The 16,552-nt window shown below is 36.3% G+C and carries 16 protein-coding genes and 1 pseudogene; 10 read left to right on the top strand and 7 right to left on the bottom strand.

The features are described from left to right. Positions 1 to 11: 11 nt before the first annotated feature. Positions 12 to 449: an excinuclease ABC subunit A gene (locus KO502_RS09940; protein WP_216022429.1), complete on the bottom strand. Its 438-nt coding sequence runs from the start codon at positions 447 to 449 to the stop codon at positions 12 to 14. Positions 450 to 777: 328 nt separating this feature from the next. On the opposite strand from KO502_RS09940, the gene murB reads away from it, so the two are divergent. The 7 genes and pseudogenes from murB to KO502_RS09975 all read left to right on the top strand — a co-directional run. Beyond that, the gene (gene murB / locus KO502_RS09945; protein ID WP_216022430.1) at positions 778 to 1,836 is read left to right on the top strand and encodes a UDP-N-acetylmuramate dehydrogenase; all 1,059 of its coding nucleotides are present in this window, start codon (positions 778 to 780) and stop codon (positions 1,834 to 1,836) included. After that, positions 1,829 to 2,806 (top strand): bifunctional biotin--[acetyl-CoA-carboxylase] ligase/biotin operon repressor BirA, encoded by a 978-nt coding sequence (birA, locus tag KO502_RS09950; protein ID WP_216022431.1) that lies wholly within the window; start codon positions 1,829 to 1,831, stop codon positions 2,804 to 2,806. The genes murB and birA overlap by 8 nt, the downstream gene beginning before the upstream one ends. Next, positions 2,803 to 3,603, top strand: coding sequence for a type III pantothenate kinase (locus KO502_RS09955; protein ID WP_216022432.1), 801 nt, complete (start codon positions 2,803 to 2,805; stop codon positions 3,601 to 3,603). The genes birA and KO502_RS09955 overlap by 4 nt, the downstream gene beginning before the upstream one ends. Before the next feature lie 68 nt (positions 3,604 to 3,671). Next, positions 3,672 to 4,397: a 5'-methylthioadenosine/S-adenosylhomocysteine nucleosidase gene (gene mtnN, locus KO502_RS09960; RefSeq protein WP_216022433.1), complete on the top strand. Its 726-nt coding sequence runs from the start codon at positions 3,672 to 3,674 to the stop codon at positions 4,395 to 4,397. An 89-nt stretch (positions 4,398 to 4,486) separates the two neighbouring features. After that, on the top strand, positions 4,487 to 5,548 hold the full coding sequence (locus tag KO502_RS09965) for a cobalamin biosynthesis protein (RefSeq protein ID WP_216022434.1): 1,062 nt from the start codon (positions 4,487 to 4,489) through the stop codon (positions 5,546 to 5,548). Between the two features lie 56 nt (positions 5,549 to 5,604). Beyond that, complete coding sequence (locus KO502_RS09970; RefSeq protein ID WP_216022435.1) at positions 5,605 to 6,258, top strand: trimeric intracellular cation channel family protein; 654 nt, start codon at positions 5,605 to 5,607, stop codon at positions 6,256 to 6,258. Between the two features lie 62 nt (positions 6,259 to 6,320). After that, positions 6,321 to 6,599, top strand: a pseudogene (locus KO502_RS09975) (DUF5610 domain-containing protein); the annotation flags it as partial. A 199-nt stretch (positions 6,600 to 6,798) separates the two neighbouring features. On the opposite strand, the gene KO502_RS09980 reads toward KO502_RS09975, so the two are convergent. The 3 genes from KO502_RS09980 to KO502_RS09990 form a co-directional block, all read right to left on the bottom strand. Further along, on the bottom strand, positions 6,799 to 7,428 hold the full coding sequence (locus tag KO502_RS09980) for a lysophospholipid acyltransferase family protein (RefSeq protein ID WP_252730708.1): 630 nt from the start codon (positions 7,426 to 7,428) through the stop codon (positions 6,799 to 6,801). A gap of 52 nt (positions 7,429 to 7,480) precedes the next feature. Then, positions 7,481 to 7,804, bottom strand: coding sequence for a ribonuclease E inhibitor RraB (locus tag KO502_RS09985; RefSeq protein ID WP_216022437.1), 324 nt, complete (start codon positions 7,802 to 7,804; stop codon positions 7,481 to 7,483). Between the two features lie 150 nt (positions 7,805 to 7,954). Further along, positions 7,955 to 8,542 (bottom strand): DUF4136 domain-containing protein, encoded by a 588-nt coding sequence (locus tag KO502_RS09990; protein WP_354668319.1) that lies wholly within the window; start codon positions 8,540 to 8,542, stop codon positions 7,955 to 7,957. 228 nt (positions 8,543 to 8,770) lie between these two features. Between KO502_RS09990 and KO502_RS09995 the strand changes: the two genes are divergently transcribed. After that, positions 8,771 to 9,649 (top strand): TraB/GumN family protein, encoded by an 879-nt coding sequence (locus tag KO502_RS09995; protein ID WP_216022438.1) that lies wholly within the window; start codon positions 8,771 to 8,773, stop codon positions 9,647 to 9,649. A 381-nt stretch (positions 9,650 to 10,030) separates the two neighbouring features. Here KO502_RS09995 and glsA read toward each other — a convergent pair whose 3' ends face one another. The 3 genes from glsA to KO502_RS10010 all read right to left on the bottom strand — a co-directional run bounded on the left by glsA (position 10,031) and on the right by KO502_RS10010 (position 13,301). Next, positions 10,031 to 11,047, bottom strand: a complete 1,017-nt coding sequence (gene glsA, locus KO502_RS10000; RefSeq protein ID WP_216022439.1) for a glutaminase A — start codon at positions 11,045 to 11,047, stop codon at positions 10,031 to 10,033. Between the two features lie 15 nt (positions 11,048 to 11,062). Then, complete coding sequence (locus KO502_RS10005) at positions 11,063 to 12,448, bottom strand: DcaP family trimeric outer membrane transporter (RefSeq protein WP_216022440.1); 1,386 nt, start codon at positions 12,446 to 12,448, stop codon at positions 11,063 to 11,065. A gap of 349 nt (positions 12,449 to 12,797) precedes the next feature. Further along, positions 12,798 to 13,301 carry a peptide-methionine (S)-S-oxide reductase gene (locus KO502_RS10010; RefSeq protein ID WP_216022441.1) on the bottom strand — a complete coding sequence of 168 codons (504 nt, stop codon included), beginning with the start codon at positions 13,299 to 13,301 and terminating at the stop codon, positions 12,798 to 12,800. Positions 13,302 to 13,565: 264 nt separating this feature from the next. On the opposite strand from KO502_RS10010, the gene KO502_RS10015 reads away from it, so the two are divergent. Both KO502_RS10015 and KO502_RS10020 read left to right on the top strand, forming a co-directional pair. After that, a complete protein-coding gene (locus KO502_RS10015; protein ID WP_216022442.1) occupies positions 13,566 to 15,491 on the top strand; it encodes a TonB-dependent receptor in 1,926 nt (641 codons plus the stop codon). A 102-nt stretch (positions 15,492 to 15,593) separates the two neighbouring features. Continuing rightward, on the top strand, positions 15,594 to 16,466 hold the full coding sequence (locus tag KO502_RS10020) for an EamA family transporter (protein WP_216022443.1): 873 nt from the start codon (positions 15,594 to 15,596) through the stop codon (positions 16,464 to 16,466). Positions 16,467 to 16,552 lie beyond the last annotated feature (86 nt).

The raw sequence follows: 16,552 nt of genomic DNA on the forward strand, positions 1-16,552 counted from the left end.
AAAAACGTTAGTTATTTTTTATCAATCTTAACAACATCACCAACAAGAGTGACTCCTGCCATTATTGCACCAGCACCACATTTAAATGTGGTCTTATTTGAAGTTAAGTTACCTTTGTAATTGGAGCGTATATTTATAACCGCATTACCACCTTCTTTAATGGCACGTTGTCGAAAAGTTTTCATTGCCGAAGCGAAGGCCCACTGGCAAGCTTCTTTATCGCTCTTTGCAAAAGCATTGGTTTTTTTATTACTCTGAAATTCGCCAAATGATTCAATAACCTTACTGTGTTTTTGATCGGCAAAGTAAAAATCTACGCCTTCGCCAACTGCCGATGATATCTTATTAATTGACATTGCTTCATCTACTGAATAATCAGCAATATCATCACGTGCCATAGAAGTCATTGAAGTGCTTGCTAAAAGTATAAATAGTAAAGATTTATTCATGATTACTTCCTTTAAATATATTGTAAAATGATAGCCAAATTAAGAATTAACTGAAATACAGATAAAGCCAATTGTATTAATTCTTCTTTTCATTGTTTTATAGGGGCTGATTAAGTTGATAAAGTATTGTCCTTCTAGGGTTAACACTTTTAATTAAACTTATCAGTAAATAATTTATATCTTTACTATTTGTTATTCAATGAATTTTGGCCATTAGTTTGGCTCTCGTTAGAAAGCTTCTTTAAACCGCTTGAATCATTGGTGTTAAGCGTATTTTTAAGTACAATGCTTTACCATAAGTTTTCTTTCACATTTCATGCTGATGGCTATGCAATCAATTCAAAATTACGCGCTACAAAGCAATAACAGTTTCAATATTAAAACGAGTTGTTCGCATATTTATTTCCCCAGTAATTTAGCAGAATTACAACAATTGCCTGATTTAACTGTTGAGCCTTTTTATATTCTCGGTGAAGGCAGTAATACTTTATTTGTGGAAGAAAGTGCGCCTATTATTATTCAGCCAAAATTTCATGGTATTACTGTTGAAGAGCAAGCAGAGTACTACCTTGTTACCGTGGGAGCAGCTGAAAATTGGCATGAATTGGTGTGTTTTTGCTTAACCAAAGGTATTAATGGACTCGAAAATTTAGCGTTAATTCCTGGTAGCGTTGGTGCTGCACCCGTGCAAAATATTGGCGCTTATGGTGTTGAGTTTGCAGACTTTTGTGAAGAAGTTCAGTGGTTTGAGTTTGCCAGTAAAACTTTACACGCATTAACAAAAAAAGACTGCGACTTTGCTTATCGAGACAGTATTTTTAAACAGTCTCATTACAATAAAGGTTTGATTACCCAAGTTACTTTTAAATTTCCTAAAGCTTGGCAGCCTAATTTATCTTATGCGGGATTAGATACTTTATCGGTTGCAAGTACAGCGACAGAGGTAATGAATCAAGTTATTGCTTTGCGCAGCAGTAAATTGCCTGATCCGAAAGTATTAGCCAATGCCGGTAGCTTTTTTAAAAACCCGGTGGTGAGCGTTGAAGAATTCATAACGATACAAGCTAAGTTTGAAAATATTCCTCATTACCCGCAAGCAAACGGTGAAATTAAATTAGCCGCAGGCTGGTTAATTGACCAAGCTGGTTTAAAAGGTTTTCGGCATGACAATGTTGGTGTTCATCAACAGCAAGCCTTGGTGCTGGTAAATTACGGTAGTGATTTTGGCGCTGACATTATAAGTTTAGCTAAGTATGTTCAGCGAGTTGTCGTTGAAAAGTTCTCTGTGACTTTAATCCCAGAAGTACGCATGATCAGCCACCTTGGCGAGCAGGCATTTACAGCATTAAATGACACGCACCCAATCGGAAAGTTAAGCCATGACTAAAACAGTAAAAGAGCACTTAATTAAGTCATTAGCAGGCGGCGATTTTGTGTCAGGACAGTTACTTGGCGAGCAATTAAATATTAGCCGCACGGCAATTGCCAAACATATAAAAGCGTTAAGTGATATCGGTTTAGATATTTTTAGTGTTACCGGTAAAGGTTATAAGCTGGCGCAGCCATTACAGTTGTTAGAAAAAGATAAAATTATTAGCTTATTAGATCCAACAAATGAAAAGCCGTTACTTGAAGTGCATAGCATCATTGATTCAACCAATGATTACTTAATGCGCCGCTTACCGAATCAAGTCACTACTGGGCAAGTGTGTTTAGCTGAATACCAAAGTGCTGGTCGAGGCCGCCGTGGCAGACAATGGATATCGCCTTTTGGCTCGCAAATTTATCTTTCAATGTATTGGTATTTAGAGCAAGGTTTATCAGCGGCTATGGGCTTGAGTCTAGTTACTGCATTAGCGGTGAGCGATGCGGTTAAAGCGCATAGTGGCGTACAAGTTCAGCTTAAATGGCCAAACGATATTTATCTTGATGGCGTAAAACTCGCCGGAATACTCATTGACCTTGATGGTCAGGCATTAGAGCCAAGCCATTGTGTTATCGGTATAGGATTAAATTTACACATGCCTGAAGATGTAGGTAAATTGATCGAACAAAACTGGACTGATCTACAATCACATAGCGCAGTTAAAGTTGATAGAAATGAGCTTAGCGCGCAACTGATTAATAGTTTACAGCAACGGTTACAGCAATATCAGCACGTAGGCTTATCTTCAATGTTAGATGAGTGGCACCTTCATGACGCCTTTTTAAATCAACGGGTTAAACTTATTACGGGAGAGCGAATTACCCAAGGAATTTGCCGTGGAGTTAATAATCAAGGTGCATTGTTGTTAGAAGTTAACGGTGTAGTTAAGCCAGTTTATGGTGGTGAAGTAAGCCTTAGGATTGATGCATGATCTACCTAATTGATATTGGCAATAGTCGCACTAAATATGTTCATTGTGAAAACGATAAATTATCGGCAATCACCCAGTTAAGTAATGACGATTTTTCTATGGACTATTTTGTGGAGAGTTTTAGCCAAGCCACGCAAATTATTGTTGCCAATGTTGCGAGTGCTAATTTAACTAAAACATTAAAAGCATGGTGTGATACGCAAGGTATTAGTTATAGCCAAGTACACAGTGAACAACAGAAAAACAACTTGAAATCAGCTTATCAAGAGCCGACTAAACTTGGTATTGATCGCTGGTTAGCATTAGTTGCGGCAAGCCAACTTTATCCACAAAAAAATGTACTCATTATTGATGCAGGTACAGCAACAACTATCGATTTTTTAGAAAAAAGTGGTCAACACCAAGGCGGTTGGATATTGGCGGGTATTGATACTCTTCGCACTAGCTTGTTAAGTAATAGCACGTTAGTAACCGCAGAAGAATACGCCAGTGCTGATATAAGCTTTGGGAAAAATACCAGTGACAATGTTCACAATGCTTGTTGGAGCGCAACTTTAGGTATGATCCAGCAAGGTATTAACCAAGTAATAATACAAGCGAAATTAGATGTTATCATTTTAACTGGTGGTAACGGTTTAGCGTTAACTGAACTATTATTAACTGATAAGCAGCAGCTAACGCAAAGTCAAAATGAAGATGATTATGGCAACGCTATTAACAATAAAAATGCCCTAGCCAACGAAATATACTTTATCGATAACTTCATTTTTTATGGCTTACAAGCTTATTGCAAATAAGCCATATTATTTACAAAGAATTTAGATATTTATCATTAAAAGAATTACACATTCAGGAGTCTTAGAATATGAAAGCAGGAATAATTGGCGCAATGGAGCCAGAAGTAGCTATTTTAAAAGCTAAATTAACCGATGCTACTAGTACGGAACATGCAGGTTATACCTTTCATCAAGGTGAGTTAGACGGCTCTGAAGTGGTTATTGTTCAATCAGGCATTGGTAAAGTTGCTGCAGCATTAGCAACGGCTATTATAATAGACCGCTTTGCTGTTGATTACGTAGTAAATACCGGCTCTGCAGGTGGTTTTGATGCGTCATTAAAAGTAGGCGATATTGTCGTAAGCTCAGAAGTTCGTTATCACGATGTTGACTTAACGGCTTTTGGTTACGAAGTAGGTCAATTGCCAGCTAACCCTGTGGCATTTATGCCTCATGCAGATTTGGTAGCAGCAGCTAAAGCAGGTATTGCACAATTATCTACAGACAAAGACGTAACAGCTATCACAGGATTAATTACCACAGGTGATACTTTTATGACCAAAGAAGAAGACGTAGCTAAAGCACGTAATAACTTCCCAACTATGGCAGCCGTTGAAATGGAAGGTGCTGCTATTGCGCAGGCATGTTTACAGCTTAAAACACCGTTTGTTATTATTCGTTCGCTGTCTGATATTGCGGGTAAAGAATCCCCTCATACTTTTGAAGAATACTTAGAAACCGCCTCAGTAAATTCATCACAATTAGTGTTAAACATGTTAGCACAACTTAAAGGTAAGGCGCTTTCGCAAAGCTAATTTAGAGCCTAGGCGCTAGTCCCTAAAACCTAGGTCTCGTATCTAATATTTAGTCCTAGGTTTTAGACTAACAATGAAAAGGATATTTAATGATCGAGTTTTCAGAATTAACAGCTTTCACATATCACGTAGTGATTCTCGTGACTGTGTTGATCATTAAATTTATAGCTAGCCATTTTGTTGTGCATGAGCCATTACGTTACTTTCAATTTTACTGCATGCAGCTCAGTAAAAAAGTGAACAATCGTAATAACAGTAACGCGCAGCAGATTATTGCTGGGTTGTTAGCGTTATTAATTACTTTAATACCCCTTGTCATTATTTTGTGGTTATTCGCTGAATTTGTTGAAGTGGATTATATTTGGCAAGGGTTATTGTTGTATTGTTCCCTCGGTAGTTTACATTTAGGGCAATTCAATAAAGATATAGCACAAGCGCTAGCATCAAAACAAAAACATTTAGCCAAACAAACGTTAAAACCATTAGTGTTAAGAGAAACTGCAACGCTTTCTATTGTTGGCCTGAGTAAAGCGGCAATTGAAATGCAATTATTACGTAGTATGCAGCAGATTTATGTTGTAAGTTTTATATTTATTGTCGCGGGACCGCTGGCGGCTTTGAGTTATCGATTAATATTAGAAATGCATTACTGCTGGAATACTAAGCTCATTAGCTTTAAATACTTTGGTTTTTACAGTCAATTCTTTAGTCAAATATTACAGTGGATACCGAATAGGGTAATGACGTTAATGTTACTTCTTGGCTGTTTAGGGCAAGGTAGCTTCAACTTTTGGCGCTCAACCAAGCAACACTTTTTTGCTCTCAATAATAACTTTATCATTGCTGTTCACGCACTTTCACTGTCAATAAGATTGGGGGGTGTGGCGATTTATTTGCAAGAAACGTCTAATGCAGATCTCGATGATAAAGCTAATCCAGAGCAAAATAGTAAGCATGATGAACAGGCTTTAATAGCCGTTACCGAAGCTGAGAAATTACGTAAACCAGCCTTTAACGATACAAGTAATCAACCTATGCCAATCGATATGATCAAAGCGACAAGTAAGGTTAACTTCGCGATATATGGCAGCTTATTTTTACTGGTATTGTTGGCGGTAGCTTGGCAGTATCTAAGTCATTTAACTCGGTAGTGTATTCGTTTTTATTACATATCACCTTTTTACTCTTGTTATAAAGCAGCTATTTTATGTATGAGTTATTATTTTATTTAGATATTTTTGGTGTCATCGTTTTTGCTTTGTCTGGTGCGTTAATGGCTGGACGTTATCAGCTTGATCCCTTCGGAGTGGTGGTACTGGCGTCAGTAACAGCCGTTGGTGGCGGTACTATTCGTGATGTTATTTTACAAACACCAGTATTTTGGGTAGAAAAACCTTATTACCTCTATGTTATTTTGGCAACAGCGCTGTTAACCATTGTTTTAATTAGTAAACCTAAGCGTATCCCTAAACGCTTTTTACTTATTTCTGACGCTTTGGGGTTGGCATTATTTGCGGTGGTTGGTACTCAAAAAGCGCTTTATTTAGGCGCGCCGATCTCAGTTTCTATCGTATTGGGCACTATTACAGCGGTTGCAGGAGGTATGATCCGTGATGTGTTGTGTAATGTAATTCCAATGATTTTACGCGAAGAAATATACGCGTTAGCAGCCATGCTAGGCGGTAGTTTATATGTGCTTTTGCATTGGCTTGGTTGGAGTGAGCCTTATGCCATGTTAGTCGCTATAACATCAGCGTTAACCTTGCGTTTAGCGGCTATTTACTGGCACCTTTCTTTGCCTGCATTTCATTTAATCGACTTGCCGAGTCATGATTCTAGCAATCATGATTCGAAAGAGTAATATCGCTCAAAATAAAAGCACTTCTATATCAAGTTAAATGAGATGCTGCCGAATCAGGCGTTGATTATAGCCCTGAATCAACTGCTGAACGTATTGTTTCGTTTAGTACGCAGTTTTTAACTGCTTATCGGGAGCAAAACCCTGATATGACCGAAGAAGAATCATTAAGTAGCTTTATGGCAGTTATTGGTGGTGGTATTGAACAAGGTTTTGCTGAAGCTAAAGAAATTTTGGGTGGTTTAAATGTTTTAGAAGGAGATGTTTCTTCTAATATTGATAAAACTTACGAATTTGTGCAGTCAGGATTACAAGCTTTTATTGACTCTTTTAGCAAAGAATAAGCAGTAAAAGAGTAATAGCAAGTTGATTAAGTTCTTTCCCACTCACCGAAAATTAATCAAATTGGTATAACTCATAAAAGAACTCTATGCAGGTATTCATAGAGTTCTGAGTATAAATAAAATTAAATCTGGAAAGTGTTTTAGCGATTTATAGTTAGTATGTAATGCGTTTAAAAATATTACATGTGACTGTTTTGGGCTATTTTTTGATAAAAACTTCGTTCATTTGTAATTGAATCTGTTCATACCAACCTTCAGTAATGGTAACTGGCGGTAAGGCTTCAATTTCGATAGTGCCAGATTTAGCTGTTTTAGCTGACTCGTTATAAATGTCTAAAATATTTTTAATGACAACAGGTTGGGCTTTAAGCTTTAATTTCTCAACTAATAGCTTTGCACCCGCTTCAAACGGTTCTATTTTTCCTGACTGCGAACGAGTACCTTCAGGGAATATAACGACTTTTTTGCCTTTACATGCTTTCACGTCTTTTAATAATTTGATAATGGCACGGCTGTCTTTTTGATCAACGGTAATGTGTCCAACTACGTCAACTATACGAGATACAGGCCATACGTCCATAATCCCTGTTCTACCAATAAAGCGAATATCATTACCTACCACTTGCTCTAATGAGAAGATATCAAACATGCTTTGATGATTAATAATTAATATATCGGTATCAGCATCAATAGTGCCAATAAGCTTAACCTTTGCACCAACACTATTTACAATCATTTGCGTGAAGAAACGACGATACTTATTGAAGGTTGTGCCATGAGATTTACATAGGTATAAAGCAACAGACTGAGCTGCTATAGCCACATACATCTTGTATTTTTTGAAATAAAATTGAATCATGAATTCTAAGTCGAAGCATTGATTAAGCTTCAATCCCCCAGCCGTCACTATAACCAGAAAACTTGGTCACAATTTTATCAAAAGCTTCTTCTTGCTCAATAATAGCCGCATGTGATGGTGTCATTACTATGGTGCAGTCGAGATCCCAGACATTCGGTGTTTCATCCGGGTGTAAGTTACTTTTTACTGCGGGTAAATGCTCTTGTAAATAATCAAGCATGGCTTGGGCTTGGCTTTCTTTTTCAAATAGATGAAAAAAAACCACCTCATGTGATTGGCTTAAGTCTATACCTGCTTGGTGCATTTCGGCTAATACTTGGCCTGTTTCGTCATCGGGGTAGTTCATATATAAATAATAGTCTTATGGTATTTGAATGGGGCATTATAAAACGCTAATAGCGGATTGAATAGGTATTAGTGCAAAATAATTATGTTAGAAAATATTTATTTAATCCAGCGTTTATCGTTATACAAATAGTTCTTTATTTACAGACTTTTAATCGTTAATTTTTGAATTTGGATATTGCATTAACATAGTGTTGACGGCATTTATTATCTTGTTATTTTGTTTATTACTATTATCTTTGATACTGTAATTCATAGGATAAATACTGCGCCATACCGAGCGATTATTTTTAGGATCGACTAAATCAATAATTAAACCATCAGGATATACTTTCCATTCTTCGTCCTGAGTCACCCAAGTATTCGCTATTAAACAATATGAACAAAAAAGCACAGCCTTATTGTAGGCTTGGTAATCTTTATATTTTTTACTCACCAAATGGTAAGTAATAATAATATCTGCTTGTTCAAGGTTTATGTATTGTAAATTTTGTTTGCTTAGGTTTTTTTCTATCGCTAGTTCAACACGGCTTCGTTGAGCATAATCAATACTTTGACTGTTAAAAAACTCAGAGTCATTATTATAAAAACCGTAATTTTTTACTTGTGAAAAATCAAAACGGCTATCATAAACCGTACGCGCTTGGTTTGAACTACAAGCGGAAAGTTTGAATACCACTAAACAAATAATTAAAATTTTAGTTGGCGGATTAAGATAAATAAAGATAAGTTTAAGCACGCGTTAAGTTAGCTGAAAATATAGCCTATCAAGTTGCCCCTTTGTTTAACAGTAAAAAAATACTAGTTAATAGGTTTTTAATAGAGCGTTAAACAGTTCAGCCAAAGTATTATTGAGAGAATTCATTTAGACGAAAAAATAGCATTTACAATATAATTAAAGCTAGGTAACCACTAACAAGTATTTGTTGAATAATTATCGACACTACGAGAAAAGAGAAGAACATTTATGTCAAACCGTGTAATTAATAAAACCTTGATCGTTACAGGTCTCATCATTGCTAGTTTATTAGCGACAAATGTATGGGCAAAATCATCTGTATGGAAAGTGAGTAAAGATGGTGAGTATATTTATATTGGTGGTACTGTTCATATTTTACCACCTTCAGAGTTTCCGTTACCTAAAGAGTTCGAGCAAGCGTACAAAGATAGCGATAGCATTGTACTAGAAGCTCAGTTACCTGATAGCAATGATTTAGGCGCACAAATAAAAATGATGCAACAAATGAGTTATAGCAATGGTAAAAATATTAGCAATTTTATAAGTAAAAATACTTACCAACAACTTAAACAATATGTGGCTAGTTTAGGTACAGATTTAGCGATGTTACAACAATTTAAGCCGGGCTTTTTGGTCACTATGTTGACGGTGTTAGAGGTACAGCGAGCTGGCTTAGCTGGTGAAGGGGTTGATGTTTTTTACAGCAAAAAAGCGATGCAAGACAATAAAGCTATCGCCTATTTTGAAACGGCTGAGTTTCAAATGAATATGATTGCTAATATGGGCATAGGCCATGAAAACAAATTTATTGAATCAAACCTTAAACAAATGAAGAATTTTAAAGGTATGTTTACTGGATTGCTGAGTGCGTGGCGTAGCGGTAATAGCCAACAATTAAATAACTTAGCGATTAAGCCAATGCAAGAAGATCCTAAAACGTTAAAGACAATGTTGCTAGACCGTAATAAAAATTGGGTAAAAGACATTAATACTATGTTTGTCAATAAAGAGCGTGAGTTTGTGTTAGTTGGTGTGGCGCACTTGGTGGGTAACGATAGTGTATTATCTTTACTTAAAGGCCAAGGTTATCGTGTAGTACAAATCTAATGAACATAGTGAGTTTAATAGTCAGGATAATGTAGTAGCTCATTATTCACTAACCATCCTATTGTTCATCATCTGTAGTGTTATAACTTGCACTTAATATTTACACTCTAATACATAAAAAAGCCTGTGATTTCATTTAAATGAAAAAACAGGCTTTTTGTTTTCTGGCCTGGGAGAGGAAACCAGAAAACTCTTGATTATTAGTATAGCTTAAATATCATTATTTGCGCTCTATTGACTGAATAGCGTGGCTGAATAAATAAGGTTTTATCTAAGAGGAATAAGGTTTTATCTAAGGGGAATAAGGTGAAGCAATAAAAAAGCTGACAATAGCATCGATAAGTTGATGTTACTGCCAGCTTTTTATATTAATGTTTACAATTAAAAAACATTGGCATCTAGTTGTTCAGCAATATAATCAATTGCTTGTTGTGCACGAATACTGTTACCCGCAGCATCAAGTCTTGGTGAGAATACCGCTACTGAAAACTGACCAGGAGATACAGCAATAATACCGCCCCCTACACCACTTTTAGCCGGTAAACCTACCTGATAAGCCCACTGACCACTATTTTCATATAAACCAGCTGTTGTCATTACCGCCAATACGCGCGCTACATTGTCACTACTCATTAGACGTTTACCTGTTAATGGATGGACGCCATTATTAGCAAACACAGAAGCCATAATGGCTAAATCTTTAGCGGTTACTGCAACAGAGCATTGGCGAGTGTAAATGTCTAGGTTTAGGTCCACATCACCGTAAAACCTATCGTAAGACACTAATAATTCAGCAATAGCACGGTTATGACTATTTGTGTCAGATTCAGATTTATAAACATCTTGTAAAACACTTAACTGGCGATTAGCAAATTTATCATACCAAGCAGCAAGTGTTGACCATTTAGCTTTATCGTTACTACCATCAAGTAAACTTACCGTTGCCATTGCACCAGCGTTAACTAGTGGATTAACGCTACGTGCAGGGTTTTGTTCAATGGCGGTAACTGAATTAAATGCTAAACCTGTGGCATTAACACCCACTTTATCAAGAATGGTTTGAGCGCCTTTTTCTTCCATCGCTAAAGCTAAGGTGAATACTTTAGAAATAGACTGAATTGAGAAAGATTGATCAACATCACCTTTGGTATAAATTTTACCGTCTGGTGTTACTAAAGCTAAACCAAAGTAAGCTGAATCCACTTTAGCTAAGGCTGGGATATAATCGGCATTTTTACCAGGGTTTTGTTGGCTAAACTTATTGTAAGCCTCATCTATAACTGTTTGTATTTGTATTTTTTGCGGTGCTTTTGCATGCAGTGGGCTAACAAATACTAATACCAAAATTTGTAGGCTAATAAGTGCGTATTTACTTACTGTGTAGTGAGTTAATTTCATTATATAAATTCCTTATTAATATTTAAAACCGACAGAGGCTTGAATTCTAAAGTTATCTGACTCGGTGCCTGATTTACTTTGAATGTCGCCATATTGTAATTCGACACCTGTTTTTATTTGCTCATCTGGAGACCAAAGTAGGTTAACCGTTGAATAAGCACTATCTTTAATTGAATTGTCGTTTTGGGTGTTTAGGTTATCAACAGTTAAGTAGCTGTAACCAATAGCACTACTAAATTTGTCATTCCATTGCTTGTTGTAATAAGCAAAACCACCAGCCACAGGAATGGCTTTTAAATTACCATTATCATTTAAACCGGCATCAACACCTCCTGCTACATCACTGTAGTAATTACAGCAAGTATCATTTACATAACGGCCAATACCTTCACCATAAATAAATTGGTATTGAATTGAATCATCAGAAGGTAAATTAATCAAACCAGAAATATTCATACCCCAACCTAAGGTAGTGTCTTTGCTGGTACTTGTTTTATAACCAAGTTTTCTTAGTATCATTACCGATTTAATGTAGCCAAAATCATCACTGTGTAAATAGGCTGCGGTAAAGTCAGGTAGCTCATTTGTATTGTCATTATTACTGTTATAGTCTGTAGAATTAGCAACTGCGGGTGTTGCAAAATCACTAGATGACTTTTCTATAGTAAATATCACTCGGCCATGTTTACTTACCGCGGTGTTATAACGTACTTGCGGTTGGCGAACAAAAATCATGGAGTTAGGCCCCCAATACTCTAAGGTATTTGGAAATGAATTAATGTCCATAAAGCCACTAAAAGTTTGACCAGCACCAAAGTCTCCAATTTCACCCCATAAATGTGTCAAATGAAAACCAGCATCACCAGAAGAGTCAAACATATCAAATTCAAAACGTGTGGTCATTACGCCGTAATCGGTTGGTGTAAAACTTTTGAAAGAAAGTTTAGATTGCCCGACTGTTAATAGAGTATCGTCTTTTGTTGTATTATCTTCATGAGCAATAGATGAGGGTTGAAAACCTGCGCGGTTGGTCATTTCTCCACTATTATAGATAGCATCTAACCAAACTTGACCGCCAATTTGTAGAACTGTATCACTATTACTTAGTTTGATACTTTTATCGGGGGCAGCAAACTCGTAACTTGCTCGTTGCTCTGTTTTAGGTATATCTACCAATATAACTTCATTTTCAATAAATGTTTGCTGAGTATGTTCTGAGCCTTGCTTTTGAACTTGTTTTTCTAATTCTTGTAAGCGTTTTTCTAAACTTTGAATACGTTGCTGATCAGTTTCTTGGCTATAAGCATTAACTGAACAAAACACACTTAACGCGACTAAAGTTAGCGATAGCGGTTTTGCCACATTTAAGTTTTTTATAGTATTTAGGGCGTGGTTAGTCATGTACAACCTCATTTAGTTGAAAGTTATTTGATTGACGGTTTTTAGCGCACTTGTTGTTAATTTTGTGTGGTGAACATTGTTTGAAAAATGTTGAGTGCTAGATAATAAGCGCAGTTGAAATGGTATAAACAGAGTGATTTGCTTAGTTGCTATTAACGAAGTAATAATGAGATGAAATGAACGTTTTATGTTAGAGAATAAAAGCGTAAAGGTAATCATTTTTAGCGCAGTCCGTGAGCAAATTACTGTCTCTTAGGTTAGCGCAATTCTTAGATAACACAAGTAGTTATTGCAGTCGTTTTACAAATAATTAACGTTATAATAAAAACTATTTGGTTGTCTTGCTTAGTTATTTGTATTTATGCAGTATATTTTTAGGAATATGACAGTAATCATTAGGGAAGCGAGAGAGTCGCTCTTGATGTTCGTCATCACTTTTTACGTAATTGTTAAGCGCTAAAATCTCAACAACAACTTGTTCAGCATCATCTCGCTTATTAATATATTCTCGAGCTATTTGCAGATGCTTTATTTGCTTACTGTATATGCCAGTACGATATTTTTTACCGATATCTTGGCCTTGCTTATTCACACTATAAGGGTCAATTATTTCAAAAAAATAGTCTATCAATTGGGTAAGTGTCACCGCTTTAGGAGAAAAGCTAACTTGCACGCATTCAGCATAGCCATCATAACTGCTTTGTGTTGTATTACTTTCACCATTTGCTCTACCTGCTTCAGTATCCTTAACACCGGGCAAATGCTTTAAAAACTCTTGTACTCCCCAAAGACAGCCTCCAGCAAAGTAAATAACTTCATTTTCGTCGTTAGGCTTGTTTGGTATTTGGGTCATATCGAGTCGCTATTAAATTGAGTAGTTAAAAAAACTATATTAAGTTTTGTTTTTTATATTCCACATTGTGCTTTAAATGTTCGTTTGTAAACCTTTGAGCTTGAGGCTTTGGGTTTAATGAGAAGTGTGCTTCTCTCTAAGGTAAAATATCGCCAATTTTACGCTGCTGGAAGCAAACCTTTTACGCAGCAGCGATAACACCAAAATTAATTTTTGATAGATTAATTTTTCATAGATTAAATATTGTAAGTAGAGAATATTAACATGAACCGAGCTATAAACATTATCCTGCCCATTTTGATATTAAGCATATCACCTTTAGCGTCTGCTTTTTATAATGAAGACAAGCAATCTGACAAAGCTAATATTAATAAAGCTAATACTGAAAAAACGAATGTTGAAGAACAACAAGTAGCGAAAAAAAGTATTGAGAGTATTGTCGTTGAAGCATCCGCTACGGCAAATACAAAAGCAGTTGGTACTTTTAGCTCGCCTGTATCAAACCTTGAATACGATCCACGCATAGATCTACAGTCTCGAAATATGGCGGAAGCACAAGCCGATGTTACCATTCGTGGTGGTATTTTTGAAAATACAGGCTTTAGAATCGGTAGTGCTACATTATTTGATCCGCAAACAGGGCATTATTCGGCTGAAATCCCAATTGCTCAAGAAATGCTAGGTAACGCTAATGTTTATACTGGTGTCGATAATGGTTTAATGGGTGTTAATAGCTCGGTAGGTACGGTTTCAAGAAGTTGGAAAGCAATAAAAACGTCAGGCAGTGTTGCATTAGGCGCTGGTAATAATAACTTTAATCTACAACGTGTACACAGTGCAATTAGTATGGATTTAGGTGAATCGAGTGAGTGGGATATTGGCTTTGAAGGCGAATTTTCTCGTTCTGAAAGTGATGGCACTATAGAAAATGGCGACCATGACTTTCAACGTGCTTCTGGTCGTATTCAGTTAGCGAGTTCTACATCACAAACAGATTTGTTTTTTGGCTCACAAAAGAAGTTCTTTGGTTGGCCAAATATGTACACGCCATTTAATGTTAATGAAACAGAAGACATTAAAACCGAATTACTTATCCTTAATCATAAACAGTCTTATGCACAAAATAGCACTTTTGAAGTATCTGCTTATTACCGTAAAAATCACGACCATTACATCTATTCACGTGAAAATCCTCAGGCTTTTGAGTCTTTTCATGAAACCAAAGTAAAATCAATCGCCTTATCAGGTCGTCATGCGCAAACATCTGCATTCGCATTAAATTACTCGGCGCAGTTTATCGCCGATAATATTAAATCGACCTCACTTGAAAATAATTTTACCTCACGTAATTATTATAAAGTTAGCGTTTTGCCTGAGTACCAATTAAACCTGCAAAATGATGATCAAGTAGTTTTTCGTTTAGGTGCAACGTTTGATGACACTAACCGAGATGACTCGCAAACCTCATTAATTGGTGATGTGTCATGGAATATATTAAATGCTGATGATACCTCTCAAACTCTGTATTTATCTTATGCTGAAGCTACACAAGTTGCTGGATATACAGCGATAGGTGGCAGTGATTCAGGTGGCTTATTTAGAAGTAATTATGATTTAGGCAGAGAAACAACTAAGAACCTTGAATTAGGTTTGGCATTAGACCGAGAAAGCTGGCGTTTAAATTCAGCAATTTTTTATCGACAAGATGATGAGTTAACAGACTGGACTTATAGTTTTGACTCAACCTCTGCGCGCACAGCTAACCCAGTTGATATTGACACTTTTGGACTAGAGCTGACAGCCGTAAAACATTTTGATAATGCTGAAATTATCACTGGCTATACCTACTTAAAAAAATCAGAAGATTATGGTGATGCTGATATTGATGCGAGCTTTTATGCGCTAAACTTTCCTGATCATCGCGTTACTCTAGGATTTATCTGGCGTCCGATTGATATTTTAGAATTCCGTATTGATAACGAATGGCGTAAACAACAAGAAAACGCATTACGTAATGGTGATGATGAGGCTTTATTTACCCACTTAACAATAAATATTTTACCGTCGCAAATAGCAGGATTAAATATTAGTTTTGCAGCTGACAATATTTGGGATGAATCGTTTGAAGAAGTACCTGGTACCCCAGGGCGAGGCGAACAATACACACTAAGCGCTACTTATAGCTGGTAAGTTCACTTGTAATTGAGTTACTCAACTATAACTTTAGATAAAATAATGACTTTTAGATAAAATAATAACTTTGAGATAAATAATAATGATGAGAGAGTTTTAATGATTTATTTAGTGATCACCACACTCATTTGGGCTTTTTCATTTGGTCTTATTGGTAATACATTTAAAGGCCTTGATCCGCTACAAATAGCTGATACTCGGCTAATTATAGCGTTTATTGTTTTTCTTCCTTTTATTAAGTTAGTGAATACAAATAACAAAGAAAAAGGGCAACTGATACTTCTTGGTGCGCTGCAATATGGTGTAATGTATATATGTTACCTTTCAGCCTTTGATCATTTACCTTCACATTTAGTCGCGTTATTTAGCGTGCTTACGCCACTTTATATTGTGATTATTAATGATATTAGGCAGCGAACTTTCACGCCTTGGTATGTCGTAGCTACACTATTTTCAGTGTTTGGTGCCGCTATTATAAAAATGGGTGATATTGACTCAAGTGAAATTTGGTTTGGCTTTGGTTTAATGCAAATTGCCAATTTGGCGTTTGCTTTTGGACAAGTTTATTATCGCGATTGGAAGCAGGCGCGCCCCCAACTTAGTAACAGCTCAGTATTTGGCTTTTTGTACTTAGGTGCGGCAATTTTTACCACCTTAGCAACCTTGCTAATTTCTCAGCAGTCTCCTATTCCTTTTGAAGCCACAGCAAGACAATGGTCTGTTTTAGTTTATATGGGTGTTATTGCCTCAGGTTTAGGTTTTTATCTGTGGAATAAAGGTGGTACTCAAACCAGTGTTGGCGTGCTAGCGACCTTTAATAATGCGGTTGTACCGTTAGCAATGTTCGCTTCTCTATTTGTGTTTGGTGAAGCTAAAGAAGCATCAGAGGGTGATCTTATTAGACTTGCTCTTGGCTCGTTCTTCATTTTTATTGCATTGTTTATTGCCAAAAGGAAATCCACGAAGGGTTAAGAAACAAGCATATAAAACGAGAATTAAACTTGGGTTAAACCTGAGTTAAAGCTAGTACGAAAATCTAATACCAAGTTGATTAAGTT

The organism is Colwellia sp. E2M01, assembly GCF_018860585.1.
Lineage (GTDB): Bacteria > Pseudomonadota > Gammaproteobacteria > Enterobacterales > Alteromonadaceae > Colwellia.

What these genes read in the sequence shown, in the direction of transcription:
- KO502_RS10010 (WP_216022441.1), bottom strand. Translation starts at nt 13,301, where the DNA reads ATGACCCAAATACCAAACAAGCCTAACGACGAAAATGAAGTTATTTAC.
- murB (WP_216022430.1), top strand. Translation starts at nt 778, where the DNA reads ATGCAATCAATTCAAAATTACGCGCTACAAAGCAATAACAGTTTCAAT.
- KO502_RS09955 (WP_216022432.1), top strand. Translation starts at nt 2,803, where the DNA reads ATGATCTACCTAATTGATATTGGCAATAGTCGCACTAAATATGTTCAT.
- KO502_RS09965 (WP_216022434.1), top strand. Translation starts at nt 4,487, where the DNA reads ATGATCGAGTTTTCAGAATTAACAGCTTTCACATATCACGTAGTGATT.
- mtnN (WP_216022433.1), top strand. Translation starts at nt 3,672, where the DNA reads ATGAAAGCAGGAATAATTGGCGCAATGGAGCCAGAAGTAGCTATTTTA.
- KO502_RS09970 (WP_216022435.1), top strand. Translation starts at nt 5,605, where the DNA reads ATGTATGAGTTATTATTTTATTTAGATATTTTTGGTGTCATCGTTTTT.
- KO502_RS09940 (WP_216022429.1), bottom strand. Translation starts at nt 449, where the DNA reads ATGAATAAATCTTTACTATTTATACTTTTAGCAAGCACTTCAATGACT.
- KO502_RS09980 (WP_252730708.1), bottom strand. Translation starts at nt 7,428, where the DNA reads ATGTATGTGGCTATAGCAGCTCAGTCTGTTGCTTTATACCTATGTAAA.
- KO502_RS10015 (WP_216022442.1), top strand. Translation starts at nt 13,566, where the DNA reads ATGAACCGAGCTATAAACATTATCCTGCCCATTTTGATATTAAGCATA.
- glsA (WP_216022439.1), bottom strand. Translation starts at nt 11,047, where the DNA reads ATGAAATTAACTCACTACACAGTAAGTAAATACGCACTTATTAGCCTA.
- KO502_RS09985 (WP_216022437.1), bottom strand. Translation starts at nt 7,804, where the DNA reads ATGAACTACCCCGATGACGAAACAGGCCAAGTATTAGCCGAAATGCAC.
- birA (WP_216022431.1), top strand. Translation starts at nt 1,829, where the DNA reads ATGACTAAAACAGTAAAAGAGCACTTAATTAAGTCATTAGCAGGCGGC.
- KO502_RS10005 (WP_216022440.1), bottom strand. Translation starts at nt 12,448, where the DNA reads ATGACTAACCACGCCCTAAATACTATAAAAAACTTAAATGTGGCAAAA.
- KO502_RS09995 (WP_216022438.1), top strand. Translation starts at nt 8,771, where the DNA reads ATGTCAAACCGTGTAATTAATAAAACCTTGATCGTTACAGGTCTCATC.
- KO502_RS10020 (WP_216022443.1), top strand. Translation starts at nt 15,594, where the DNA reads ATGATTTATTTAGTGATCACCACACTCATTTGGGCTTTTTCATTTGGT.